The organism is Mesorhizobium sp. B2-4-13 (genome assembly GCF_006658535.1).
In the GTDB taxonomy this organism is placed as follows: domain Bacteria; phylum Pseudomonadota; class Alphaproteobacteria; order Rhizobiales; family Rhizobiaceae; genus Mesorhizobium; species Mesorhizobium australicum.
In genome coordinates this window covers 1-25029 of sequence record NZ_VFVB01000008.1, presented here as the reverse complement: position 1 = coordinate 25029, position 25029 = coordinate 1, and the positions used below count along the sequence as shown (strand labels likewise).

Below are 25029 nucleotides of genomic sequence, written 5' to 3'. Positions count from 1 at the left end.
GGTCACGAGTAGCTGCTATATCCGGCATGTACTTATGAGAGAAATTCATCAATGCCACGCGACAATCTGAATGAGTTGACCGCCTTCCTCGCCGTCGCGCGCGAGAAGAGCTTCACCAGGGCGGCGGCCAAGCTTGGCGTGTCCCAATCGGCGCTCAGCCATGCCTTGCGCACGTTGGAAGAGCGGCTGGGCGTACGGCTTTTGACCCGCACCACGCGCAGTGTCTCGCCAACCGAAGCCGGCGAACGCCTGGCCCGCACCGTCGGACCGAGGCTCGACGAGATCGAGAGTGAGCTCGCCGCCTTGAGCGCATTGCGAGAAAAGCCCGCCGGGACCATCCGCATCACCGCTGGCGAACATTCGGCCGGCACGGTCCTGTGGCCAGCCATCGCCCGGCTGTTGCCGCAATATCCCGACATCCGGGTCGAGATCGTCGTCGACTACGGCCTGACCGACATCGTGGCCGGGCGTTATGACGCCGGCGTACGGCTGGGTGAACAGGTGGCGCGAGACATGATCGCGGTGCGCATCGGTCCCGACATGCGCATGGCGGTGGTCGGCTCGCCGGCCTATTTCGCAAGCCGGCCGAAGCCGCGCACGCCGCAGGACCTGACCGATCACAATTGCATCAACCTGCGCCTGCCGACCCATGGCGGGCTCTATGCCTGGGAATTCGAGAAGGCCGGACGCGAGCTGAAGGTGCGCGTCGACGGCCAGTTGATCTTCAACACCGCGGGGCTGCGCATGAATGCCGTGTTGGCCGGCGTCGGCCTCGCCTATCTCCCGGAGGATCAAGTGACGGCGCATCTCGCCGATGGCCGTTTGTTGCGGCTCATGGCCGACTGGTGCCCGCCGTTTCCCGGCTACCACCTCTACTATCCCAGCCGCCGCCAGGCGACGCCCGCCTTTACGCTGCTGGTCGATGCGCTGCGTTATCGCGGCTAGCCTACGGGTCCAGGGAACCAATTCAGCCGGACAGCGTTCACGGTGGTTAAATGGAACCTTGCGCATGACGGACCTGTCGAACAGTTCGACACTCGATCTATCCCATCAAATCCTCGATAATCTTCCTGTCGCCATCTACACGACCGATAGCGAAGGCAGGATCACCTATTTCAACCGGGCCGCGGCCGATTTTGCCGGGCGCGAGCCCGAGCTCGGAAACGACCAGTGGTGCGTAACGCACAAGCTGTTCACGACCGACGGGCAGGTGTTGCCGCACGACCAATGCCCGATGGCCGTTGCGTTGCGGGAGAACCGGCCGATCAGAAACCAGTCGGCCATCTCGCAGCGTCCGGACGGCACGCGCGTGCCCTTCCTTCCCTATCCCACCCCGCTCCATGACGACCAAGGCAGGCTTGTCGGCGCCGTCAACATGCTGTTCGACCTCACCGACCGGCATCTTGCCGACGAGGCCAGGCATCATCTGTCGGCCATCGTGGAATCCTCCTTCGATGCAATCGTCAGCAAGGATTTGGACGGCGTCATCAAGAGTTGGAACTCAGGCGCCCAGCGCCTGTTCGGCTACACCGCCGACGAAGCGGTCGGCAGGTCCGTGACGATGCTGATACCCGATGACCACCTGGACGAGGAGCCACGCATATTGGAGCGCATCCGCAAAGGCGAGCGGGTCGAGACCTACGAGACCATCCGCCGCCGCAAGGACGGCAGCCTCGTGCCCGTATCCCTGACGATCTCGCCCGTACGCAATGCCGTCGGCCGGATCATCGGCGCCTCCAAGATCGCCCGCGACATCTCGATAGCCAAGGAGAGCGAATATCGCATCCGCATGCTGATGCGCGAGGTCAACCATCGGGTCAAGAACCAGTATTCCGTCATCATCTCTATGATCCGCGAGACCAGCAAGAGGTCCTCGACACCGGCGGAGTTCGAACGCCAGGTGCGCGAGCGCATCATGGCGCTGTCGCTCTCGCACGACCTGCTGGTGTCCGGCGACTGGCGAGGCGCGACGATTTTCGAGCTGCTCCTGGCACAAGCCAAACCGTTCGGCAACGAGGAACGGATTTCCATGGCTGGCCCTTCCCTGACGCTGAACCCCAATGCCGTCCAGTATCTCGGCATCGCCTTTCATGAACTGGCGACCAACTCCGCCAAATATGGCGTGCTTTCGGCCGCCGAGGGAACGATATCGGTGCAATGGAAGGTGAGCCAGGCAGGCGCCCTGAAACGGTTCCAGCTGATCTGGAAAGAGCGCGATGGTCCTCAGGTGCAGAACATCGGCCATGGCGGTTTCGGCACCGTCGTGCTCCAGCGCGTCGCTCCAGCAGCTGTAAGTGGCACCGGCGTTCTCGAATATGACAGCCACGGCGTCACCTGGACCCTTGAAGCCCCCTTGTCGCAGCTCGAAGCCTCGGTCGACAGCGAGCACGTCGACCCACAGGCGATCGACGAGGTGATCGGCGGACCGGAATTCGAAGTCCTTCCCTGATGCCGCACTCGCATTCCGGCATCGCCGCTCTATGTCTTCCCCGAACAAGCATTTCTCGCCGTCCGGAACAGTCGTGGAAGACATGCGGTTGGCAAAGCACCGGAGCATGCTATGACCGATGAAGATCTTGCCAATAGCTATCGTGGTTACATCGCCTGCCTCAACGCCCAGGACTGGCGGAGCCTAGACCGCTTCGTACACCAGGAGGTGCACTACAATGGCGACCGGGTCGGCCTGTCGGGTTACCACGACATGCTGGAGCGGGATTTTCGCGAAATTCCCGATCTCTATTTCGACATCCAGCTGCTGATCGCCGATACGCCTTTCATAGCGAGCCGCCTTCAATTCAACTGCACGCCGAAGGAAACTTTTCTCGGCCTGCCGGTCAACGGCAGGAAAGTGTCCTTCAGCGAGAACGTCTTCTACGAGTTTCTCGACGGCAGGATCAGGCACGTCTGGTCGGTGATCGACAAGGCGGCGATCGAAGCGCAGCTGTAGGCCGGCCCTTCACCGCTCGTCTGCTTTTCGAAGCGCGCCTAAGACCGTTCATAAAAATCGATCATTCTAACGAAAATAATTCGTTGGAAAGATTAGTCTTGGAATGACATTTCTCCGGCAGGCCTGCACGGAGAATTGCATTGTCGTCCCTGACTCCCATCGCAAACGGTATTCCGAAAGGCCTGATTTCCGCCGATCTGGCCCAAGGTCGCAAGCGCCTCGATTCCCTGGGAAACGGCATCATTCCCGGCATCGTGCTGGTGGCGATGATCACGGCCGTCGCCTTCTCGGCCCGCAATGTCTCCGGTTTTGCCCTGTTCAGCCCGATGATCCTGGCCGTCGTCGCCGGGATGGTCTATTCCAACGTGCTCGGCACACCGGTGCACGCCAAGGCGGGCATCGCTTTTTCGCAAAAGCGCCTGCTGCGCTTCGCCATCGTGCTGCTCGGCTTCCAGCTGACGCTTGGCCAGGTCGTCTCGATCGGCGCCGGCGGCGTCGGCATCGTCGCGCTGACCCTTGGCGCCACCTTCGTCTTCACCATCACGCTCGGTCGACTGATCGGCGTCGACGCCAAGCTCACCCAGTTGATTGCCGCCGGCACCTCGATCTGCGGTGCCTCGGCGATCGTCGCCACCAACATCGTCACCGATGCGCGCGACGAGGACGTCACCTATGCCGTCGCCTCGATCACCTTGTTCGGCACCATCGCCATGCTCGGCTTCCCGCTGCTGGCGCCGCTGCTCGGCCTCGACCAGCACGCCTTCGGACTGTGGGCCGGCGCCTCCATCCATGAGGTGGCGCAGGTCATCGGCGCCGGTTTCCAGAACGGCACCCAGTCCGGCGAGATCGCCACCGTCGCCAAGCTGACCCGCGTCGCCATGCTGGCGCCGATGGTCGTTGCGCTCGGCCTGATGGCACGCCGCAAAAGTGACGACCAGTCGGCTGCACGCCCGCCCATGCCATGGTTCGTCGCCGCCTTTGTCGCCGTCGTGGCAATGAACAGCCTGGTTGCGATACCAGCCGAAGTGAAGCAGGCGGTAGTGCTGGCCACCACCATCATGCTCACCATGGGGCTGGCCGCCATGGGCCTGCAGGCAGACATTTCGCAACTGCGCTCGCGCGGCCTGCGCCCGCTGGCGCTCGCCTTGTGCGCCTTCATGTTCATCGGCGGCTTCAGCCTGATGCTGGTGAAGGTCTCAGGCTAACTAATCCTGGAACGAGCTCGCCGCGACATAGATCGCCGCCAGCGCCTCGATGCCGGTCTGGTCGGCACTGTCGAAGCGGCCGGGCAGCGGGCTGTCGAGATCGAGCACGCCGAACACGCCCTCCTCGTCCTCAAGCAGCACGACCAGTTCGGAGCGCGAGGCTGCGTCACAGGCGATGTGGCCAGGGAAATCATGCACGTCCTTGATCAGCATCGACGTGCCGAGCTCGACCGCCGTTCCGCATACGCCCTGGCCGACGGCGATGCGCACGCAGGCCGGCTTGCCCTGAAAGGGCCCCAGCACCAACTCTTCGTCCGATGCCAGGAAATAGAAGCCGGCCCAGTTGAGGTCGGGGACCATCTGGAAGATCAGCGCCGCGGTGTTGGCGGCGTTGGCGATCGAATCGTGCTCGCCCTCGAGCAGCGCCTTCAATTGCTTGGCAAGGTCGCGGTAGAACGCGGCCTTGTCTGAGATATCGATGGCCTGGGCCGCGAACATGACTTGTCTCCAAACTGGGAATCGCGGTTCCGTTTCCGCAAACCCTGCACCAAACGACCACCGGACCATCCTAGGCAATTCCAGGAAAATGCGAAACGGTTTTCCGTTCGAAATTCTGTCCGTTGGCGCCTTGGCGCTATCTCCTTTCCCGGCGCAAGATTTGATTCCGGCGGGAGAAAAATTTCAAAAGTATTATTTCGAAGCGCGGTCTCCTGACGCCGACAAGGAGGCCAAATTATTCGAAAGATTGAATTTTTCCTTCCGGGCGCCTATTTATCGAGAAGTTCATTTTCACGATTTCACGCGCGAAGGAGATTTCTTCAATGGCCGACGGCAATCAGACGATCATGCAAAAAGCTGAAGCCCGCTTTGTCGACAAGCAGAAGAAAACCGCGGAGCGCAATAAGGCAACCGCCGAATACATGTCCGAGGCGAGGGCCAGGGAGATCAAGACGGCAAGGCTGAGGGAATTGCGCCTGGCCAAGGAAGAAGCCGATCGCGTGGCGGAAGCGCTGAACCCGGCGCCGAAAAAGAAGCGTGTGGCCAAGAAGGCATAGAGTAACTCCAAGGACGTGAGCGGTCTCCCGCTGGGCTTGCACCAAGTCGAGGAATGCGGCGGCTCCATGCAAGGATCCTGCCGACCAAGGGCAAGAGCGTCCAGCTCCACACCGCGGCGCGTTCCCTTTTACCTGCCTTTCGGCCTCGAAGATGCGAAACGTCGCGGCCGCGCGCGAAATAGCGGATGGTAGCGAGGAACCCTGATCTGGCCATTTTCCTCTTGATCGGTCCCCCGATCTGGCCTAGCCTTCAAGTTGAGAAAAGGTTTTTCCAGACAGTCCCGATGGGGTTCGGCCGTTAGCCGGGCTTTATTCCGGCCGGTAAGGGAAAACCTTTTTCCAACCAAGGATTTCTGCCGCGATGGCATCGGACGACCAGCCAGTTCCGGTCTTTCCCAAACCCGTCACCTTGCGCGACGTGGCCGCGCAGGCCGGCGTCAGCGTTGCCACTGCATCCAAGGCGCTCAACGATCAGGGGCGCATGACCGCCGAGACCCGCGAGCGCATTCGCGAGACGGCGCGCAACCTGGGCTTCCGGCCTAACAGCCTGGCGCAGAGCCTGCTGAGGCGCCGCTCCTTTACTGTCGGCCTGCTCACCAACGACACCTATGGCCGTTTCTCGCTGCCGCTGATGTCGGGCATTTCGGATGCGCTGGTCGATGCCGGCGTCTCGGTATTCCTGTGCAATGTCGAGGAGGATCCCCGTCTCGGCCAGCTCCATGTCGAGGCCATGCTCGACAAGCGCGTCGACGGCATCATCGCCACCGGCAAGCGCATCGACCGCCATCTGCCGATCGATCTCGCCAATTTGCGCATCCCCGTGATCTACGCCTTCACTCAGCCCGATCCCGACGCCGTCGCCTTCGTTTCCGACGATGCCGGGGGGGCGCGGCTGGCCGTCGACCATTTCTGCCGGCTCGGCCGCAAGCGCATCGCCCATGTCACCGGCCCGGCCAGTTTTGCCGTGGTGCATGAACGGGCGCAGGCCTATCGCGCCGCGCTGATCGAGAACGGCCTGTCCGTCATCGAACCCCTGCTCGGCGCCTGGTCGGAAGCCTGGGGGCATGAGGCGGTGACGTTCCTTTTCGATGGCGGGGGAGAAAAGCCGGACGCCGTCTTCTGCGGCAACGACCAGATCGCGCGCGGCGTCATCGATGCTCTGCGCGAGCGTGGCTTGAGCGTTCCCGGCGATGTCGGCGTCATCGGCTTCGACAATTGGGAGATCGTGGCCGAGGCGACCCGCCCGCCGCTGACCTCGGTCGACATGAACCTGACAGCGCTCGGCCGCGAGGCCGGGCTGACCCTGCTTTCCCTGGTCGGCGGCAAGCCCGCCGCGCCGGGCATCAGAAAACTGCCGTGCCGGCTGGTGGTGCGGCAGTCCTGCGGCCGCCTGCCCGACGGCTGAAAAGACGGCTGAGAAACGAAGCGCCGCGATCGGCGGCAAGCCGCGCATCGCGGCCAAATGAGGAGGAGGAGAACATGAGGACTTTGATTGCCAAACTGGCCCCGACCAAATTGGCCCTGACCAAATTGACGTTGACGGCTGCCGTTCTGGGTTGCGGCTTGCAATTTGCCGCCGCCGAAACCGCCAACATCTGGGTACGCGCCGACGGCTCGAACTTCATGCCGAGGATCGTCGACGCCTTCAACAAGGCGAACAAGGACCAGGTCAAGCTCGACATCATTCCCAATGCCGAGATCATCCCGAAATATGGCGCGGCCGCGGCCGGCGGCACGGCGCCCGACGCGCTGTCGCTCGACCTGATCTACACGCCCTCCTTCGCGGCCGCCGGCCAGTTGGAGGACATCACCGACTGGGCGAAATCGCTCCCCTATTTCGCCAGCCTGTCGCCCGCGCATGTGAAGACCGGCACCTACAAGGATCGCATTTACGGCCTGCCCTTCTCGGCCGACGCCTCGGTGCTGATCTGGAACAAGAAGCTGTTCAAGCAGGCAGGCCTCGACCCTGAAAAAGGCCCGGCCAACTGGGCCGAGATCGAAGCCGACGCCGAGAAGGTCAACGCTCTTGGCGGCAACATCAAGGGCTTCTACTTCTCCGGCAATTGCGGTGGCTGCAACATCTTCACCTTCACGCCGCTGATCTGGGCCTCGGGCGGCGACATCCTGTCGGAGGACGGCTCCAAGGCGACGCTGGACAGCCCGCAATTGCGCGGCGCCATCGATCTCTACCGCTCGATGGTCAAGAAGGATTTGGTGCCGGCGGGCGCGCAGACCGACACCGGCGCCAATTTCTTTGCCGCCTTCGCCGCCGGCAATATCGGCATCTCGCCCTCCGGCGCCTTCGCCATCGGCGCGCTCAACACGCAATATCCTGATGTCGACTACGGCGTCACCTTCCTGCCGGGCAAGGATGGCAACTGGTCGTCCTTTGCCGGCGGCGACAATTTCGTCGTCACCAAGGGCACCAAGAAACTCGCCGTGGTGAAGGAGTTCCTGGACTTCGCCTATTCGCTCGAAGGCCAGACGATCCTCGCCAAATACGGCAGCCTGCCGGTGCGCGGCGACATCGCCAAGGACGCGCTGAAGGAGCTCGACCCGCGCTACCAGATCGCCGCCGAGGCGATGGCCAAGGGCAAGACGCCGTATTCGGTGGTGTTCAACGACCTGATCAACTCCGCCAACGGCCCGTGGACGCAGATGATCAACGAGGTGTTCTTCGGCGACGACGTCGATGGCGCCATAGCAAACGCGCAGGAGACCATGCAGTCGATCATCGACCAGGCGCCGCAGAAGTAGCGCCGCCTCCACCTCCCCCTTGAGGGGAGGTCGGACCGCAGGTCCGGGTGGGGTCGTCTCGGCAGTGCTCGACGTTCCTTGATGTCGGCGCGCTTGGCGGAGGACCCCACCCCCGGCCTTCGGCCGGACCCTCCCCTTCAGGAGGAGGGGACGCAGCGCCAGGGAAACAGCCATGACCACCATCACAGCCTCAACCACCGCCCCGCCCCGCGCCCGAAGGCTGGTCGGCGTCGGCCGCCGGCAATGGATCGGCCTCATCTATGTCGCGCCGGCGGTGGCGCTGGTCATGCTGTTCTTCGTCATTCCGCTCGGCATGACGGCCTGGATGTCGCTGCACAACTGGCCCTTGATGGGCGAGCACTCCTTCATCGGCCTCGGCAATTACTGGGCAATCCTGCGCGACACCAGGTTCTGGAACGCGCTGAGATTCACCGGCTACTACACGCTGATCGTCACCATCGCGATCTTCGCCGTCGCCTTTCCGCTGGCGATCTTCATCGAGCGGCCGCGCCCATTCACCAACTTCTACCGCACCATGTTCTTCATGCCGGCGGTGGTCGGCTTTGCCTCGGCGAGCCTTTTGTGGTCGTGGCTGCTCAACGTCGATTCCGGCCTGTTCAGCCCCGCCGCCTACGATCTCGGCCTGATCGACAAGAAGTTCAACCTGCTCGCCACCTTCCAACCGGCCTTCTGGTCGATCATCGCCATGGTGGTGTGGAAGGTCGCTGGCTTCACCATGATCATCCTGATGACCGGCCTGCAGTCGATCCCGCAGGATCTGCAGGAGGCCGCCGTCATCGACGGCGCCGGGCCGTTCGCCAGGTTCCGGGCGATCACCTTGCCGCTGATGCGCCGCACCCTGGCGCTGGCGCTGATCCTGTCGGTGGCGGGCTCCATCCTTGCCTTCGACCAGTTCTACATCATCCTGCGCGGCGGCCCGCGCAACCAGACGCTGACGGCGGTGTACTGGATCTTCAACCAGTCCTTCGTCTCGTTCAAGCTCGGCTATGGCGCGGCACTCTCGATGGTGCTGCTGGTCATCCTGGTGGCGCTCAGCCTCGTCCAGCTCTGGTTGCTGCGCAAACCCGAGGGGCTCGACTGATGGCGCAGGCGATATCGGGCACAGGCAAGCTTGCCGCACGCTTGGCCAGGCATTCCACCGGCATCGTCGCCTCGGTGCTGTTCGTGGCGCCGATCGTGTGGACGGTGCTGTCGGCCTTCAAGCCGGCACAGGAGGCGCGCCTGCCGCCGCTGCCGCCCTGGCCGACGACGGGCTTCTCGCTGGAGAACTATCAAACGCTGAACAGTTTCGGCGACGGCCTGTGGGCCTCGGCGCAGAACAGCATCTATGTCTCGGTGATGACGGTCATGCTGTCGGTCATCGTCAGCGTGCTCGCTGGCTACGGTTTTTCGCGGTTTCGGTTCCCGTTCAAGGACTTGTTCTTCGTTCTCATCCTGTCGACGATCATGATCCCGTTCCAGTCGATCCTGACGCCGATCTTCCTGGTGCTGACCAAGCTGGGCCTGCACAACACGTTGACCGGCCTGGTCGGCGTCTATGTGACGCTGCAGCTGCCGTTCTCGATCTTCATGATGCGCAACGCCTTCGACGCGGTGCCGCGCGAGATCGAGGAAGCCGCGCGCATGGACGGCGCCGGCAACGCCACCATGCTCATAAAGGTGATGCTGCCGCTGGTCTGGCCTGGTGTCGTCACCATCGCGCTGTTTGCCTTCATCGGCGCCTGGAACGAATTCCTCGCTGCCCTGGTGCTGATGACCGACCAGTCCAAGTTCACGCTGCCGGTGATGATGACCGCACTTCAGTCCGGCCGCTTCGGCGCCATCGACTGGGGCGCGGTGCAGGCGGGCGTCACCGTGATGATGGTGCCGTGCCTGATCCTGTTCCTGGCTTTGCAGCGCTTCTACATCCGCGGGCTGATGGCCGGGGCCGTCAAATAGAGCATGATCCCGAAAAGTGAGAACCGGTTTTCGGAAAGATCAGGCTCCAACAAAGAGATAGACGTCAGATCGAATGGAGTGAGTTCATGACCGCATCGCCATCCCCCCGGCACGCCACCCCAAATAAATCGCAGGAGACGGGCAAGCCGAAGCTCGCCTTCCGCCCGCTGCCGGTGCCGCAGGTCGACGTGCGCGGCTTCTGGGGCGACCGCGCCGAGGCGGTTGCCACGCGCACCGCCGACATCCTTTACGACCGCTGCGTGGCGGCGCGCATGCTGGAGCAGATCGATCCGGACCAGCCCTCGCCAGGCGTCGTCATTCCGTTCCACTCGCCCTCGCCCGACGAGGCGGCCTCCGCCGGCTTCACCGGCTCGACGGTGACCACGCAGATGTTCTGGGATTCCGATCTCGGCAAGACGATCGAGACCGCGGCCTATTCGCTCTACCGGCGTAAGAATCCCGAACTGGAGAAGAAGATCGATGCCGTCATCGACATGTACGGCAGGCTGCAGCAGGAGGACGGCTATCTCTCCAGCTGGTACCAGCGCATCCAGCCGGGCAAGCGCTGGACCAATCTGCGCGACTGCCACGAGCTTTATTGCGCCGGCCACCTCATCGAGGGCGCGGTCGCCTACTACCAGGCGACGGGCAAGCGCAAGCTGCTCGACATCATGTGCCGCTATGCCGACCACATCGCTTCGGTGCTGGGACCCGAGCCCGGCAAGAAAAAAGGCTATTGCGGCCATGAGGAGATCGAACTGGCGCTGGTCAAGCTGGCGCGGGTGACGGGCGAACAAAAGTACATGGAATTGGCCAAATATTTCATCGACCAGCGCGGGCAGCAGCCGCACTATTTCGACGAGGAGGCGCGCGCCCGTAGCGCCGACCCAAAGGCCTATCATTTCAAGACCTACGAATACAGCCAGTCGCACATACCGGTTCGCGAGCAGGACAAGGTCGTCGGCCACGCGGTGCGGGCCATGTACCTCTATTCGGGGATGGCCGACATCGCGACCGAATATGGCGACGACACGCTGCGGGTGGCGCTCGACCGGCTGTGGGACGACCTCACCACCAAGAACCTCTACATCACCGGCGGGCTCGGCCCGTCGGCGCACAATGAGGGCTTCACCAGCGACTACGACCTGCCCAACGAAACCGCCTATGCCGAGACCTGTGCGTCGGTCGGGCTGGTGTTCTGGGCGAGCCGCATGCTCGGCATGGGGCCGAACGCGCGCTACGCCGACATGATGGAGCGCGCGCTCTACAACGGCTCGATCTCGGGCCTGTCGCTCGACGGTTCGCTGTTCTTCTACGAGAACCCGCTGGAAAGCCGGGGCAAGCATAACCGCTGGAAATGGCACCGCTGCCCTTGCTGCCCGCCCAATATCGGGCGCATGGTCGCCTCGATCGGCAGCTATTTCTACAGCCTGGCGGACGACGCGCTGGCGGTTCATCTCTATGGCGACTCCACCGCCCGCTTCGACATTGCAGGCACACCGGTCACGCTGACGCAGGCGAGCCGCTATCCCTGGGATGGTGCCGTCGAGATTACCGTTGAGCCGCAGGCGCCGGTAGAGTTCACGCTGCACCTGCGTGTGCCGGCTTGGAGCTCCAAGGCCAAGCTCGATATCAATGGCGAGGCGATCGACCTCGCAGAAGTGACCAGTGACGGCTACGCCGCGATCCGGCGCCAATGGAAGAAGGGCGACCGTGTCAGGCTCGATCTCGAAATGCCGATCGAGCGGCTCTATGCCAATCCCGAGGTGAGGCAGGATGCCGGCCGCGTCGCGCTGTCGCGCGGGCCGCTGATCTACTGCGTCGAGGCGACCGACAATGACAGCCGCCTGCATCGCCTGACCCTGCCGCGCACGGCCGGCATCGAGGCGCATGACGAACCGGATCTGCTCGGCGGTGTGGTGACGCTTTCAGCCACGGCACAAGCCGATGCCGGGGATGGCTGGCAGGACGGCCTTTATCGCTCCGAGCCGCCGGCCAGGGTCGAGACCCGCCTGACCGCCGTCCCCTATTTCGCCTGGGACAACCGCGAGCCGGGCGAGATGCTGGTCTGGCTGCGCGATGGTTGAGGTCGGCCGTAACGCCATGGGGCGGTCGGTTATGTCCGGCTCGACTGGGCGGCGGCGGTCAGCGGCTTTTTCGGCGCTGTTTTCGCGGCGCTGCCGTCAATATGCGCCCAGGCCGGCCGCTCGAACAGGAACATGCCGAAGCCGATGCGCTGGACAATGAAGTAAAGCACGACGGGGCTGACGATCGAGACCAGCAGCACCGCCAGGCTGAGCAAGCCCGTGTCGGTCAGCAGGCCGCTTGCCAGTGCGGCGCCGCGGAACAGCGACATCGGAATGGTGAAGGCGACATAGACGACCAGCGAATGTTCGCCGAGCCAGCGCAGCCATTCCATGGCGGGAAATTTCGACAGGAAACCGCCAAGCACGCAAAGCGCCACGGCACCGGCGACGGCCAGGACGAGATGCAGCGGCGGCCATGCCGCCAGGCCCATCTGCATGCCGACCGGCTGCATGGCATAACCCGGCGAATAGACCAGCAGGCCATTGACGACAGCCCACAGGACGAGCCCGGTGACAGCCACCGCCGGGCGGGCTTGCGTCCATTCGACGAGCCGGAACACCAGCGGCGCCATGACGAAGCCAACGTAGAAAAAGACGAAGTAGGCGGCGAATTGTTCGACCGCGTAGCTGTCGGGATGCGGCGCCCACATCTGCAGACCGGCGGCGATCGGGATGACGATCCAGGCGGGCACGGCAAGCTGCCGCAGCAGTTTCGCGGCAAGACCGAACACCGCCAGCATGTAGATGAACCACAGGACGCCATAGGGCTGGACGACGGCCATTGCCAGGTCGTGCAGCATGCCGGCGGGATCCCGGCTGAAGATGCCGATCTTCAGCCCGATCGAGATGATCGCCCACAGTACGTAGAAATAGAGGTAATGGACGACGCGCCGGTCGATATAGCGCCGCCACGGCCGGTCGATCACCTGCGACAGGAACAGCCCCGAGATCAGGAAGAATTCCGGCATCCGAAACGGCGTCGCGAAGCCGATGACATAGTGGAGAAAGCCGACGCCGCCTGTATACTCGCCGGTGTTGTAGGCCGAGTACATCATGACCACGAGGATGATCGAGAGGCCTTTGGCCGTGTCCACCCACGGCATGCGCATTGGGCTGCTGTTCATGGCGGCGAATCCAAACCGGCCGGCCCGGCTGGCCAGCCATCATCCCGCGATGTCTAGCACCATCAAGCTTCCCAGATCGTAAACGCGGCTGTCTTGCGGTGAGGCTGGCAGCGTCCGCGGGCCGCCGTGTTGAAGCCGTTGGCAATCATCTGCCGTCAGCGCTGCCCCTCGCCTGCCTGGCATCATCTCGCCGTAAACGGGGCGAGGGACGCCGTTCTCGCCGATTTCGCCAATCGCCGGCGTTGCGGAAAGAGCGTCGGCCTCGCGGCAGCCCTCTCGCCCCGTTTACGGGGAGAGATGTCCGGCAGGACAGTGAGGGGCAGCGCCGACCGTGACCTCTATGCGCAATGAACGATTACTTTCGGGACTTGGATTTGTTCAAAGCCACCGCCGCGCGTACCAGCGCCTTGAAGGCCTCCTGGTCGACCTCCTCGCCTTTCTGGAAATCGATGGCGCGCCGTGTGTTGCCTTCGAGGCTGGAATTAAACAGGCGCGCGGGATCGGGCAGCGCGGCACCTTTGGCGAAGGTCAGCTTGACGACGGCCTTGTAGGTCTCGCCGGTGCAGATCATGCCGGCATCCTCCCACACCGGCACGCCGCGCCATTTCCACGTCTCGACCACGTCGGGATCGGCTTGATGGATCAGCGTGCGCAGCCGCCCCAGCATCTCGCCGCGCCAGTCGCCCAATTCCTTGATCCTGCCGTCGATCAGCTCGGAGGGAGATTTGCTGTCCTGGGTGGTCGTCATTGTGGTTCTCCTTCGAACTGAAAATAGAGCGCTTACATGCGCTCGCCAGGCAAGAGGCTCGCCTGCTTCACCCAGGCGCTGAACTGCGCTTCGTCGAACGCGTCGTCCTCATGAATGTCGAGGTAGCGCGTGTCCTGGCTCCTGGATTCGCCCGGCGGCACCGGATCCAGCGACATGCCGCGAAAGAAGGCCACCTTGATGTATCTGGTGAAGCAATGGAAGCTGAGGAACCAGCCCTCGCTCTCGACGCCGTAGAAGGGCGAGTTCCATTTCACCGCCTTGTTCACCCCGGGCACGGCGCGCTCGATGAGCGCGTCGAGGCGTTGGCCGACCTCGCGCTTCCAGCCCGGCATCGCCGCGATATAGGCCTGCACCGGCGCGTCGTCATAGCCCTTGGCGATCTGCGGATTGCCACCGGAAAGCAGCTTCGGCTCAGCCTTGGCCGGGGTCGCCTTGGCCATGCGCTTTCCTCCTATCCATCGGCCCGCTGTGCGCTGCGTCCTTTCGCGACATAGGGCAGCACGAACATATAGAGGCCGCTGAACAGCATAAGGAAGAGCGGCGGCAGTGGCGAATAGACCACCCAGGCCGGCGGCTGTCCAAACGCCATGGTGACGAAATTGGCGACGACGGTCGCCGTGAAGATGATCGACAGCCAGCGATGCGCTTGCCGCATCCATTTGCTCCAGTCCAATTCTGCCTCCTCTTGCGCTATGCGTTGAAACCCGGCGCCCTACCAGCGCGCCAGTTCGGTGATCTGGATGAGATTGCCGCAGCCATCCTCCAACTTGGCGATGGTCGAGCCGGTCACGTCGGTAGGCGCCATGGCAAAGGCACCGCCCTTCGCCTTGATGCGCTCATGGTCGCCCTTGATGTCGTCGGTGAAGAGCATCAGCGCCGGCTGGCCCTGCTTGAAGATCGCCTGCTGGTAGGCCTTTGCCGCCGGGTTGTCGTTCAGCGCCAGCTGCAATTCGGTGCCGTCGGGCTCTTCGGCCGAGACGACCGTCAGCCAACGGAACGGCCCATTGCTGAAATCGGCTTTTTTGGTGAAGCCCAGCACGCCGGTGTAGAAGGCAAGCGCCTTTTCCTGATCGTCGACATAGATGCTGGTCAGTTTGATCTTCATCGCTTTTTCTCCATGGTTTTGCCGGCGGGAAACCCGCCCTCTAATATTTCTGTGTGGCTTTCAGTTCGGCCGAGAGGCCTCAGTCCGTCCGCGCCAGAAGCTCTTCCAGCTTTTCCAGGAATTGCGGCCAACCCACCTTGGCGCCGCCATAGGCCCGCTTCTGGTCGGGCCGGAAACCGGCCTGCTCCATGCGCAGATGGGTTCCCGTTGGCGTCGGGGTGAGCGTGAAAGTCACCACGCTCCTGAGATCGAACGCCGGGTCCTGATGCGCGAGGTTCCAGCTGTAGGACAACCTCTTGTGCGGCTCGACGGCAAGCACCTCGCAGTCCAGCACGCCGCCCCAGTCGGCGCTGATGTTGAAGCGATGGCCGACGGCGGGTTTGAAATCGCTCTTCATCAGCCACTCCTCGATCAGATGCGGTTGCGTCAGCGCGCGCCAGAGTTTTTCGGGCGGATGGGAGATCTCCCGCTCGACGACGACAGTGCGGGTTTGCTGTGCACTATCGTTCACTGGTCCATCCTTTTGAGCAAATCCTCGAGGTCGTCGAACCGACTTTCCCAGAACCCCGCCATATGGCGTGTCCAGTCCATCAGCGGCGCGAGCGCGGCAAGCTGCGCGCTGTAATGCGTCTGGCGGCCTTGATGGCGGTCGCGCACCAGCCCGGCCTGCTTCAGCACGCCGAGATGCTTCGACACCGCCGGCTGCGAGACGCCGGACTGGCTGGTCAGCGCCCCGACCGTCTGCTCTCCCTGGCGGCACAGCCGCTCGAAGATCGCCCGCCGTGTCGGGTCGGCGAGCGTCCTGAAGAGCGTGTCATGAGCGTCTGGCATCTCTAATCGATAACCCGTTGGCTATTGGTTGACGTATAACCACAGGGATATATGTTGTCAAGCGAAAGATTGCAGCGTCCTGAATACGGTGGCGGCTAGACGGCGACGTGGCTGCGACCGATCTCGCGCGCCACCAGTTCCTGCAATTGCCACAGATTGCGGTCGCGTATGCCGCAGGCGTCGAGATGGCGGATGGTCTCGAACAGATATTGCGCGCCCGAGCCCCAATGGCCGACGGCGTTCGCCAGCGTCGCCGCGACCGCGGGCTTGTCCAGTTTGCCGGCATAGCGCGGGTTGGCGGGATCGACGACGAAGCCGAGCGCCAGGCACGGCCCGCTTTCGGTGCTGACCCGCAGCCAGCGCGGCACATTGACGGCGGGCAGAATGGTCATCTCGCGGCGCAGCAGCGCTTCCAGATTGGCGGCTACCGGTTCGGCGATCTCGAACACCATGCCCTGGCACTGGCCGCCACGGTCGAGCGCCATCATCAGGCCGGGCTGCTCGAGCGTGCCGCGAAAGCGCTGCACCGTGAAGCAGAACGACCGGTGCCAGCCCCGCGCCACCGCCCGCTCGCCGCCCCTCACCTCGCCCGCCGGCTTCCACAACAATGAGCCATAGGCGAACAGTTTCAGCGGTCCGGTCGGTGCCGAGGCCAGGATCTCGTCGCGAAACCGCGCATAGTCGTCATCGGTCATCGGGATCATGCCCGGCACCGGCCCGGCATCCTCGACCGCGCGCAAGGTGCGCGCCACCAGCGCCTCGGTCAGCGCCATCGGCGACTTGCGTGGCGGTGATTTGCGCGGTGCGGCGGAAATCGGCTTGCTCATTGTCGTGCCTCGGCCATGGCGGCCATGTTGCTGAAGGTTCGGGGATTCTCAAGAGCCAGAACCGTTCGAAACCTGTCCCTACCTGAGCCATCCCGTGCAGCAGCTTGATCGGATTCAACAAATTCGGACGACGTAGCATCCCTGACACCTATGACACCAGCGGCATCGGCAGCTTGAGCCCGTCGATCAGCGCGTCGCGGAACAGCGCGATCGGGCGCCCCAGCCGCCCAGCAGGCGGGCGGTGCAGCAGCCAGGCGCGCACTTGCGGCTTGAAGTCGGGGCAGTCGATCACCTCGACGGCATCGCGCCAGCGACTGTCGGCGAAGGCGCCCGGCGTGACGATGCCGATGCCATGGCCGCGCGCCACCAGCGACATTCTGAGATCGACGCTGAGCGCTTCGACGCCGACCTGGAAAGGCAGCCTCGCGGCCTCGAAGCTCTGACGGATGAAGGCGCGAAAACCGCAGCCGTTTTCGTTCATCACCCAGGCAAAGCGCGATAGATCGGCAAGCTTCGCCTGCTTCGGCACGCCAAGGCCGGGAGACGCGACCAGCAGCACCGATTGTACGCCGAGATCGTCGCAGACCAGTTCGTCCGGTGGCGCCAGGCCTTCGGCGAGGCACACCGCCACCGCGTCGACCTCGCTGCGCGCCACCTGCTCGACCAGCCTTGGCGACCAGCCCGACGTGATGCGCAGCGTCAATTGCGGGAAGGCGGCGCGCAGGCCATCGAGCGGCAGCGCCAGCGCCGCATCCGAGAGATAGGGCATGATGCCCAGGCGGAATTCGCCCCTGACCTCGCCTTGCGGCGACACGCCTGCCTTCAGGTCCTCCAGCGAACGCAGCACGCGCCGGCCATGCTCATAAGCCTCGCGTCCCGAGGCGGTCGGCTTCAGCGGCTTCGACTGGCGGTCGAGCAATGCTGTCGCCAACCCATCCTCGAGGTTCTGGATGCGGCGCGTGACCCCCGGCTGGGTGAGATTGAGCCTGGCCGAGGCGCCGACGATCGAGCCAGTTTCCACTACGGCGACGAAAGCTTCGAGATCGTGGATGTTCATGCATATCTCGCATAATCATTATCGATTAGATTGAATTGTAGCATGATAAAGCTTCGGCATAAAGTCCTCACGGGATATGCAAGTTCATTGAGGACTTCATGCTCGATACCAATGACGGCCAACTGGCCGGACGGCTGCCGGCTCGAACCATCACCGGCCCGCAGACGCTGCTTTTTGCAGCCTCTACCGGCATTATCGTCACCAATCTGTTCGCGCCGCAGACACTGGTCGGCCTGATCGGCCCGTCGCTCGGCGCCGGCACAGCGAGCGTCGGTCTGGTCGCCATGGCGACGCTGCTCGGCTATGCCGCCGGCCTGTTCTTCTTGGTGCCGATGGCCGATCTCGGCGAAAACCGCACCCTGATCCTGCGCATGCTGGGCGCGGCGGCTCTTGCGGCCGGCATCGCCGCGCTGGCGCCCACCATCGCCTCGCTGCTGATCGTCCTGTTCGTGCTCGGCGCCGCCTGTTCGGCGATCCAGATACTGGTGCCAATCGCCGCCTCGATGGCGCCGCCCGGCGAGGCCGGCCGCGTCATCGGCGATGTGATGAGCGGACTGATGATCGGCATCCTGCTCGCACGGCCGCTGGCCAGCCTCGTCGCCGATGCCTGGGGCTGGCGCGCCTTCTACGGCCTCAGCGCCGCCGCCCTGACGCTGCTCGCCATCGTGCTCGCCTTCACCCTGCCGCGACGGCGGCCGGAGGTGAAATCGTCCTATGGCGCGCTGATTGCTTCACTGTTCCATCTGCTGCGCCAAGAGCCGGTGCTGCGGCGCCGCGCCTTGACCGCGGCGCTGGTGATGGCGGCGTTCAGTCTGTTCTGGACGGCGGTGGCCCTGCGCCTGGCGCAGCCGCCTTTCGGCCTCGGGCAACGCGGCATCGCGCTTTTCGCGCTCGTCGGCGCCGGCGGTGCCGTGGTTACGCCGCTGTTCGGTCGCGCCGGCGACCGTGGCTGGACGCGGGCGGCGACGATCTTCTGCCATCTCGTGCTGATCGGCGCGCTGGTGCTCGCGGCATGGGCCGGCTCCTTTCAGTCCGGCGCGTCATGGACACCGCTCGCGCTGATGGGCGTCAGCGCCGTGCTGCTCGACATCGGCGTCACCGGCGACCAGACGCTCGGCCGCCGCGCCATCAACCTGCTGCGTCCCGAGGCGCGCGGCCGCCTCAACGGCCTGTTCGTCGGCATCTTCTTCATCGGCGGCGCCATCGGCTCCTTGCTGGCCGGCATCGGCTGGACCCTGGGCGGCTGGCCCTGTCTCTGCGCCATCGGCGCCGCCTTTGGTCTCGCTGCCCTGCTGGTCGACTGGACCGGCGGGCCCGAATGACCGCTGGCCGGAACGACATTGCCTCATAAGCGTTGTCGGCGGGGAGGAAGTCATGAACGATGCGCCGGCAACGCCCGTCGGCAGGCCGCTTTCGCCTGGCGAGCTGGTCACCGTGATGTCCCATTTCCATCGCGCCGAGATCGCCCGCATGGCGGGGTGGCGCGACCGTCTCGACCGCACCAGCAATTGGGCGATCACCGTTGTCGCGGCGATGCTGTCGGTGTCGCTGTCGACGGCCAGCGCCCATCACGGCGTGCTGCTGTTCGCCATGCTGCTGGTGCTGCTCTTGTTGTGGATCGAGGCGCGCCGCTACCGCTTCTTCGATGTCTACCGCGCCCGCGTGCGCCAGTTCGAGCGCCATTATTTCGCGCAGATCTTCTCGCCGCAGCCCGACTTTGCCTCCGACTGGCTGCTGATCCTCGGCGAGAGCCTGCGCACGCCCAAATTCCTGGTCTCGCAGCGCGTGGCGCTGGCGCGCCGCTTGCGCCGTAACTACCTGCACATGATGCTGATCCTGCTGCTCGCCTGGATCCTCAAACTGTCGACCCCGAGCCTGATCGACCAAGGCGTGCCGGTCGGCTTTGTCGGCACGATGCGCGAAGCTGTCGGCGCCGCGGCGCTCGGTCCCATTCCGGGCGTGGCCATCGTCGCCGTGGTTGCCCTCCTCTATGCCGTCCTGCTGGCAGCCGCCTTCCTGACACCGGGCGACGACGGCGAACTCTCCTTCGGCGACGTCCACGTCTGAGTTCGATATCTCGCGACGATGGCTGCAACGCAAACCCCGGCCGCGCGTTGTGATGGTCAGTCCGCGGCGGCGTCTTGAAGGGACCCATGATCCACCCACTGGCAACAAGGTCGCACGGCACCGCGGCCGCCCTTTCGCTGGCCGTCGCCCTTTCGCTGGCGATTGTCGCCCTCGCCCCGGCAAGCCAGGCGCTGGCCGCGCAGCCGGCCGGCCACGCCTCGGGCATGGGCGGCTCGGCCGAAGGGCTGTTCGTCGCCGAGATCGTGCTTCTGCTTCTGGTCGGGCGTGGCTTGGGTGAGATCTTCCAGCGCTATGGCCAGCCGGCGATCATGGGCCAGCTGATCGGCGGCATCCTGCTCGGGCCGTCGCTGTTCGGCTGGCTCTGGCCCGGCGCCCAGCATCTGATCTTCTCCACCGATCCGGCGCAGAAAAGCATGATCGATGCCGTCTCGCAGCTCGGCATCCTGCTGCTCCTGCTGCTGACCGGCATGGAGACGGATCTGCGGCTCGTGCGGCGGGTGGGTGCGGCCTGTTTTTCGATCTCGATCACCGGCGTCGTCCTGCCCTTTGCCTGCGGTTTCGCGCTGGCGCAGGTGCTGCCGGATTCGCTTCTGCCCGAGCCGAGCGAGCGCATCGTCGCCGGGCTGTTCCTCGGCACCGCGCTGTCGATCTCCTCGGTCAAGATCGTCGCCATGGTGGTGCGCGAAATGAACTTCATGCGCCGCAACCTCGGCCAGGTCATCGTCTCCTCGGCGATCATCGAGGACACGATCGGCTGGCTGATCATCGCCGTCACGTTCGGCATCGCCACCAATGGCAGCCTGCAGGTGCTGCCGCTGGTGCTGACGGTGGCCGAAGTGGCGCTGTTCATGGTGTTCTCCTTCACCATCGGCCGCCGCCTGGTGTTCACCCTGATCCGCTGGAGCAACGATTCCTTCCGAAGCGAATACGCCGTCATCACCGTTATCCTCATCATCATGGGCGTGATGGCGCTGATCACCAACCTGATCGGCGTCCACACCGTGCTCGGCGCCTTCGTCGCCGGCATACTGGTCGGGGAATCGCCGATCCTGTCGGACCACATCGAGGGCCAGTTGCGCGGCGTCATCACGGCGCTGTTCATGCCGGTGTTTTTCGGCATGGCCGGCCTGTCCGCGGACCTCACCGTGCTTGCCGACCCGACGCTGGCGCTGCTGACGCTGGCGCTGGTGGCGATCGCCAGCATCGGCAAGTTCTCGGGCGCCTTCCTCGGCGGCCGGCTGGCCGGCATGTCGCTGAAGGAGTCCACCGCCGTCGGCAGCGCCATGAACGCACGCGGCTCGACAGAGGTCATCGTCGCTTCGATCGGCCTGTCGATGAACATCCTCTCCCACAATCTGTTCACCATGATCGTCACCATGGCCGTCATCACCACGCTGGCCATGCCGCCAATGCTGCGCTGGGCGCTCGGCCGGCTGCCGGTCGGCGACACCGAAAAGCAGCGCGTCGACCGCGAACTGCTCGACGAGCGCGGCTTCGTCTCCAAGCTGGAGCGGCTGCTGCTGCTCGTCGACGACAGCCCGGTGGGCAAGTTCACCGCCTATCTCGCCGGTCTCGTCGGCGGCGGCAGCGGCATGCCGACCACGCTGCTCCACCTCGAGGATGGCAAGCTGCCCGGCGCCACCCGCGACAAAGGTCCCGAGCGGGCCTCCAAGCAGGTCGAGAGGGGGGCGGCCAGAAGCGCCAGGGCTGTCAGGAAGGCGGAGGATACGCCCGTCGACAAGGTCCACCTCACGGCCCGCACCGAGCTTGAAGCCACCGCCGAGACGATCGCCGCGGAAGCCCGCAAGGGCTACGGCCTGCTGCTGGTCGGGCTGGACAACGCGCTGGCCGACGGCACCTTCAGCGGCACGCTGAACGCCATCACCAGCGGCTTCGACGGCCCGCTCTGCCTGGTGCTGAATGGCGCCAAGGCCGATGGCAAGATGCCGATGCTGCGCGCCGGCGCGACCATCCTGGTTCCCGTCAACGGCACCGAGGTGGCGCGGCGCGCGGCCGATTTCGCGCTCGCCTTGGCGCGGCCGCACCGGGCGCGCGTGAAAGTCCTTTATGTCTCGCAGGCCCGCAAGGGCAGCCGGCCGAGCTCGGTTTCGCACCGCCGCGAGGAGGCCGTGCTCAAGGATGTCGCCGATCTCGCCGACCGCTATGGCGTCGCCGTCGACACCTCGATCAGGACGCGCGCCACGCCCGACAGGGCGATCGCCAGGGAGGCCGCCAAGGGGGCCGCCATGGTGGTGATGGGCGTCACGCAGCGGCCAGGCGACGAGCTGTTCTTCGGCGACACGGCGAGCGCGGTTCTGGCCGCCGCCGCCTGCCCGGTCGTGCTTCTGGCCAGCGACCGCGTCCGGCGAACCGAAGCCGCCGCCGAGGAGGCGGCAGCCGAGACCGGGGCTTGATGCCTGTCGGCCTTGCCGGAGGACGCGATTCCTCAGGGGAAGGCGCTTACGCACTTTTCCTGGAATTGCGTCTACAGGCCGAGGAATTGCCGCCCGATCACGTAGCCCAGCGCCGCCGCGACGAGCGGAAACAGCGCCGGCGCGACCTTGCCGAAGAAGGAGACGCTTGTGTCCTTGGGCGGCACATAGCGTCCATTGCCAAGATTCTTGGTCATTGCGTACCCCACGCCATCGGATAATTAGCAGATGCTTATTGACGCATGGCCGCATTAACGGGTTGCAAAGAAATTCGATCGAAAGCCGGCCATTTGAGTGGATGACTGGCGAATGCGCCTTGGCTTGGCCTGGATCTCGGAAGCGGGTTTGCCCGCGGCCTCGCGCAGCCGCCGGGAGCATCGGTCGTCGCTGAGCGCTAGGTCCGGCAGACCGCCATGACGAAGAACTCGCGGTAGCAGAAATCGGGATCGTCGAGCAGGCAATCCGGCCGCTGCTTCAGCTCCCGCCAATAGACCTGGTCGGCGTCAGGCAGGGCGTAGCCCGGCGCGACGCTGGCAAAATAGGCCAGCAGGTCGCGAACATAGGCGCGCGTGAAGCGGGGCGCCGGCGCCCAGCGCTCGACCAGCCAGCCCTTGCGGCTGACGACCTCCAGGCCCGCCTGCCGCAGGCGCGCCGGAAGCGTCGAACCGCAATCGGTGCCGAGCACGCCCCGGTCGCGGAACCCCTGCAGCCTGGCGGCCATGAAGCGCGCCAGCAGGGCCCGGTCCATGGGCAGGATTTGCAGGATGGTCGAATCGAAATCCTTGACGGCGAAGATACCGCCCGGCTTCAGCATGCGCCTGGCCTCGCCGACGGCAAGCTCGAACTCGGCCGGCGTCAGATACTGCATGACATTGCCGGACCAGACGCAATCGAACGATGCGTCGGCGAAGGGCAGCGACAGGATGCTGCCGACATGCGTGGCGATTTCCGGCGGCTCGGACAGCGTGCCCGCGAGCGCCTCGACCCGGCCGATGTTTTCGGGCGCGAGGTCGAGCGCGGCGATGAAGCCGGAGGGGCCGACGGCCCTGGCGATGAGCGGCAGGAAGCCGCCGCTGCCGCAACCGGCGTCGAGCACGCGCCAGCCCGGGCGGATGCCGGCGTCGAGCAAGGCCGCCTCGTATTCGGGCCGCGACGATTCGAAATGAAGATCGAGCCAGCCGGCCTCGCTCGCTTCGTGGCCGGTGGACGTTTGGTTCCTGCCAGACAAATGATGACCCCCCATGGCGCGGCAGGGATAGAAGCGCACCCAACGGCATCGCGCAATGCCCCGCGCGGCGCGGAACCGACGCCGGTCTACGCCGGCAGGGACGGCTCGGTATTGGGTTCCAGCGCCTCTTCCGCCTCATGGTCCTCCGGAAGCACGTCGCCATGCACCGCCAGCGGCCGGCCGATCCAGATGGGATCGACCAGATGGTCGCGCTTGGGATTGCTCGTGTTCGGGTGGACGAGAATGCTGAGGCCGCCATGGTTCAGCATCAGCCACGGAACCAGCGCGCCGAAGATCCCGGTCGCGAAGGAGACCTGGTACATGGGCTTGTCATGCGGCCCGACTTGCCTGTCGTGCCAATTGCCCAGGCGCACGCGGAATCGTTCCGCGATGCGCAGCCGCAGCCATTCGGCATGCTGCCGCTCGGCCTGGCCGTCGAAATAGACATGCGCGTGATAGCTGGCGATCTCGGAAAGTGGCCGTGGACTGTCTTGGCTCATCTCGATGCCCTCCTCGCGGCATGTCTAGCCATTCAGCCCGAGAGCGCGGTCTTAAGCAAGGTCACCGACTGCCGCTCGACCCGCTGGGACGGTCGGCACCGCTGGACGCCGTTCCCGCCTCCCAGGCATGCCGTCACGCCGCCGGCGCCGCGAGGCTTTCGGCCTCGCGCACATCGTGTAGTCTGATCGTCCCCCTTGGAAATGACAAAATGAACACCGCCGAAACCCTGCCCTATCTGTCATCCCAGCTGCTCGACCGCCTGGCGATTTCGACAGTCGACATGGTCGACGAGATCGAACGCCAGATCGTCGGCCAGCGGCGCGGCGAGGTCTGGTGCGCGCCGAAGGCGGTGGTGCTGCCGGGCGACGACCGCTACATCATGGCGACGCTGGGCGTCGCCTCGACGCCGCCCATGCTGGCGACGAAATCGCTGGTCGTCAATCCGCGCAACGCCGGGCGCGGACTGCCGACGCTCAATTCGCTGATCACGCTGCTCGACGCCGAGACCGGCCTGCCGCTTGCCCTTGTCGACGGCAATTGGGTGACCGAGAAACGCACGGCTGCCTTGAGCGCCGTCGCCGCCAGGCGCATGGCGCGCCGCGATGCGTCATCCCTGGCCTTCATCGGCTGCGGGGTGCAAGCGCGCGGCCACCTCGAAGCCTTCGCCGCGCTCTTCCCCTTGCGCGAAATCCGCGCCTTCGGCCGCGGCACCGCCAACCGCGACGCGCTGTGCCAAATGGCGCAATCGCGAGGTCTGCAAGCAATCCCCTGCGACACGGCAAGGGCCGCGATCGAAGGCGCCGACATGGTGGTGACGACGGTGACCCTGGTGCCCAAGCCCGAACCCTTCCTCGACGCCAACTGGCTGAAGCCGGGCAGCTTCACCGTGATGACCGACCAGGCCCTGCCCTGGCTGCGAGAGACCATGCCCCGCTTCGACCGCATCATCGTGGATGATCTGGAGCAGGAGAGAAACATGGCTAAGCCGATGGTCGACCCGGCGCTGGTTGCCGGAGATTTGACGGGGCTGGTTTGTGGGGACTTTGCGGGGCGGGAG

Annotated in this window: 27 protein-coding genes; 14 read left to right on the top strand and 13 right to left on the bottom strand. The window is 64.7% G+C overall.

Features of this window, described 5'->3' with window-relative positions; translation table 11 throughout:
- Positions 1 to 51 precede the first annotated feature (51 nt).
- From FJ936_RS21185 to FJ936_RS21170, 4 genes are all read left to right on the top strand, one after another.
- Positions 52 to 945: a LysR family transcriptional regulator gene (locus FJ936_RS21185; protein ID WP_141906929.1), complete on the top strand. Its 894-nt coding sequence runs from the start codon at positions 52 to 54 to the stop codon at positions 943 to 945.
- A gap of 64 nt (positions 946 to 1009) precedes the next feature.
- Positions 1010 to 2449, top strand: a complete 1440-nt coding sequence (locus FJ936_RS21180) for a PAS domain S-box protein (protein WP_141906928.1) — start codon at positions 1010 to 1012, stop codon at positions 2447 to 2449.
- A 111-nt stretch (positions 2450 to 2560) separates the two neighbouring features.
- Positions 2561 to 2947 carry an ester cyclase gene (locus FJ936_RS21175; RefSeq protein WP_140724965.1) on the top strand — a complete coding sequence of 129 codons (387 nt, stop codon included), beginning with the start codon at positions 2561 to 2563 and terminating at the stop codon, positions 2945 to 2947.
- 140 nt (positions 2948 to 3087) lie between these two features.
- Positions 3088 to 4152 carry a YeiH family protein gene (locus FJ936_RS21170; RefSeq protein WP_140724962.1) on the top strand — a complete coding sequence of 355 codons (1065 nt, stop codon included), beginning with the start codon at positions 3088 to 3090 and terminating at the stop codon, positions 4150 to 4152.
- On the opposite strand, the gene FJ936_RS21165 is transcribed toward FJ936_RS21170, so the two are convergent.
- Entirely contained in the window at positions 4153 to 4650 is a 498-nt protein-coding gene (locus FJ936_RS21165) for a GAF domain-containing protein (RefSeq protein WP_140724959.1), read from the bottom strand. It abuts the gene before it with no gap.
- 323 nt (positions 4651 to 4973) lie between these two features.
- On the opposite strand from FJ936_RS21165, the gene FJ936_RS21155 reads away from it, so the two are divergent.
- The 6 genes from FJ936_RS21155 to FJ936_RS21130 all read left to right on the top strand — a co-directional run bounded on the left by FJ936_RS21155 (position 4974) and on the right by FJ936_RS21130 (position 12010).
- The gene (locus tag FJ936_RS21155; RefSeq protein WP_015316770.1) at positions 4974 to 5207 is read left to right on the top strand and encodes a hypothetical protein; all 234 of its coding nucleotides are present in this window, start codon (positions 4974 to 4976) and stop codon (positions 5205 to 5207) included.
- A gap of 361 nt (positions 5208 to 5568) precedes the next feature.
- The gene (locus tag FJ936_RS21150; RefSeq protein ID WP_140724953.1) at positions 5569 to 6612 is read left to right on the top strand and encodes a LacI family DNA-binding transcriptional regulator; all 1044 of its coding nucleotides are present in this window, start codon (positions 5569 to 5571) and stop codon (positions 6610 to 6612) included.
- Positions 6613 to 6686: 74 nt separating this feature from the next.
- Positions 6687 to 7964, top strand: a complete 1278-nt coding sequence (locus FJ936_RS21145; protein WP_140716548.1) for a sugar ABC transporter substrate-binding protein — start codon at positions 6687 to 6689, stop codon at positions 7962 to 7964.
- Between the two features lie 172 nt (positions 7965 to 8136).
- Entirely contained in the window at positions 8137 to 9066 is a 930-nt protein-coding gene (locus FJ936_RS21140; RefSeq protein WP_141906927.1) for a sugar ABC transporter permease, read from the top strand.
- Complete coding sequence (locus tag FJ936_RS21135) at positions 9066 to 9923, top strand: carbohydrate ABC transporter permease (protein WP_141906926.1); 858 nt, start codon at positions 9066 to 9068, stop codon at positions 9921 to 9923. Before FJ936_RS21140 ends, FJ936_RS21135 begins: the two co-directional genes overlap by 1 nt.
- Before the next feature lie 86 nt (positions 9924 to 10009).
- Positions 10010 to 12010, top strand: coding sequence for a glycoside hydrolase family 127 protein (locus FJ936_RS21130; protein WP_141906925.1), 2001 nt, complete (start codon positions 10010 to 10012; stop codon positions 12008 to 12010).
- A 29-nt stretch (positions 12011 to 12039) separates the two neighbouring features.
- Here FJ936_RS21130 and FJ936_RS21125 read toward each other — a convergent pair whose 3' ends face one another.
- The 9 genes from FJ936_RS21125 to FJ936_RS21085 all read right to left on the bottom strand — a co-directional run bounded on the left by FJ936_RS21125 (position 12040) and on the right by FJ936_RS21085 (position 17723).
- On the bottom strand, positions 12040 to 13134 hold the full coding sequence (locus FJ936_RS21125) for an acyltransferase family protein (protein WP_141906924.1): 1095 nt from the start codon (positions 13132 to 13134) through the stop codon (positions 12040 to 12042).
- Between the two features lie 355 nt (positions 13135 to 13489).
- Positions 13490 to 13882, bottom strand: a complete 393-nt coding sequence (locus FJ936_RS21120) for a DUF1801 domain-containing protein (RefSeq protein WP_140716554.1) — start codon at positions 13880 to 13882, stop codon at positions 13490 to 13492.
- A gap of 32 nt (positions 13883 to 13914) precedes the next feature.
- Positions 13915 to 14343, bottom strand: coding sequence for a DUF1801 domain-containing protein (locus FJ936_RS21115; protein WP_141906923.1), 429 nt, complete (start codon positions 14341 to 14343; stop codon positions 13915 to 13917).
- 11 nt (positions 14344 to 14354) lie between these two features.
- A complete protein-coding gene (locus tag FJ936_RS21110) occupies positions 14355 to 14576 on the bottom strand; it encodes a hypothetical protein (RefSeq protein WP_141906922.1) in 222 nt (73 codons plus the stop codon).
- Positions 14577 to 14615: 39 nt separating this feature from the next.
- Positions 14616 to 15008: a VOC family protein gene (locus FJ936_RS21105; RefSeq protein WP_140663587.1), complete on the bottom strand. Its 393-nt coding sequence runs from the start codon at positions 15006 to 15008 to the stop codon at positions 14616 to 14618.
- Positions 15009 to 15087: 79 nt separating this feature from the next.
- Positions 15088 to 15519 (bottom strand): SRPBCC domain-containing protein, encoded by a 432-nt coding sequence (locus tag FJ936_RS21100; RefSeq protein ID WP_140716562.1) that lies wholly within the window; start codon positions 15517 to 15519, stop codon positions 15088 to 15090.
- On the bottom strand, positions 15516 to 15839 hold the full coding sequence (locus FJ936_RS21095; RefSeq protein WP_140617871.1) for a metalloregulator ArsR/SmtB family transcription factor: 324 nt from the start codon (positions 15837 to 15839) through the stop codon (positions 15516 to 15518). Before FJ936_RS21095 ends, FJ936_RS21100 begins: the two co-directional genes overlap by 4 nt.
- A gap of 95 nt (positions 15840 to 15934) precedes the next feature.
- The gene (locus FJ936_RS21090) at positions 15935 to 16666 is read right to left on the bottom strand and encodes a gamma-glutamylcyclotransferase (RefSeq protein ID WP_141906921.1); all 732 of its coding nucleotides are present in this window, start codon (positions 16664 to 16666) and stop codon (positions 15935 to 15937) included.
- 148 nt (positions 16667 to 16814) lie between these two features.
- Positions 16815 to 17723, bottom strand: coding sequence for a LysR family transcriptional regulator (locus FJ936_RS21085; protein WP_141906920.1), 909 nt, complete (start codon positions 17721 to 17723; stop codon positions 16815 to 16817).
- Positions 17724 to 17821: 98 nt separating this feature from the next.
- Between FJ936_RS21085 and FJ936_RS21080 the strand changes: the two genes are divergently transcribed.
- The 3 genes from FJ936_RS21080 (at position 17822) to FJ936_RS21070 (ending at position 22225) form a co-directional block, all read left to right on the top strand.
- A complete protein-coding gene (locus tag FJ936_RS21080) occupies positions 17822 to 19045 on the top strand; it encodes an MFS transporter (RefSeq protein ID WP_141906919.1) in 1224 nt (407 codons plus the stop codon).
- A gap of 52 nt (positions 19046 to 19097) precedes the next feature.
- Positions 19098 to 19790 (top strand): DUF2270 domain-containing protein, encoded by a 693-nt coding sequence (locus tag FJ936_RS21075; RefSeq protein ID WP_140617867.1) that lies wholly within the window; start codon positions 19098 to 19100, stop codon positions 19788 to 19790.
- Positions 19791 to 19876: 86 nt separating this feature from the next.
- On the top strand, positions 19877 to 22225 hold the full coding sequence (locus tag FJ936_RS21070; RefSeq protein WP_246680504.1) for a cation:proton antiporter: 2349 nt from the start codon (positions 19877 to 19879) through the stop codon (positions 22223 to 22225).
- Positions 22226 to 22296: 71 nt separating this feature from the next.
- Here FJ936_RS21070 and FJ936_RS30565 read toward each other — a convergent pair whose 3' ends face one another.
- The 3 genes from FJ936_RS30565 to FJ936_RS21060 all read right to left on the bottom strand — a co-directional run bounded on the left by FJ936_RS30565 (position 22297) and on the right by FJ936_RS21060 (position 23971).
- A complete protein-coding gene (locus FJ936_RS30565; RefSeq protein WP_181166483.1) occupies positions 22297 to 22440 on the bottom strand; it encodes a hypothetical protein in 144 nt (47 codons plus the stop codon).
- Between the two features lie 197 nt (positions 22441 to 22637).
- Entirely contained in the window at positions 22638 to 23471 is an 834-nt protein-coding gene (locus FJ936_RS21065; RefSeq protein WP_246680503.1) for a methyltransferase domain-containing protein, read from the bottom strand.
- 86 nt (positions 23472 to 23557) lie between these two features.
- Positions 23558 to 23971: a DOPA 4,5-dioxygenase family protein gene (locus FJ936_RS21060; RefSeq protein ID WP_141906918.1), complete on the bottom strand. Its 414-nt coding sequence runs from the start codon at positions 23969 to 23971 to the stop codon at positions 23558 to 23560.
- A 209-nt stretch (positions 23972 to 24180) separates the two neighbouring features.
- Between FJ936_RS21060 and FJ936_RS21055 the strand changes: the two genes are divergently transcribed.
- Positions 24181 to 25029 (top strand): ornithine cyclodeaminase family protein (locus FJ936_RS21055; protein WP_141906917.1); only part of this gene is annotated, 849 nt, incomplete at its 3' end.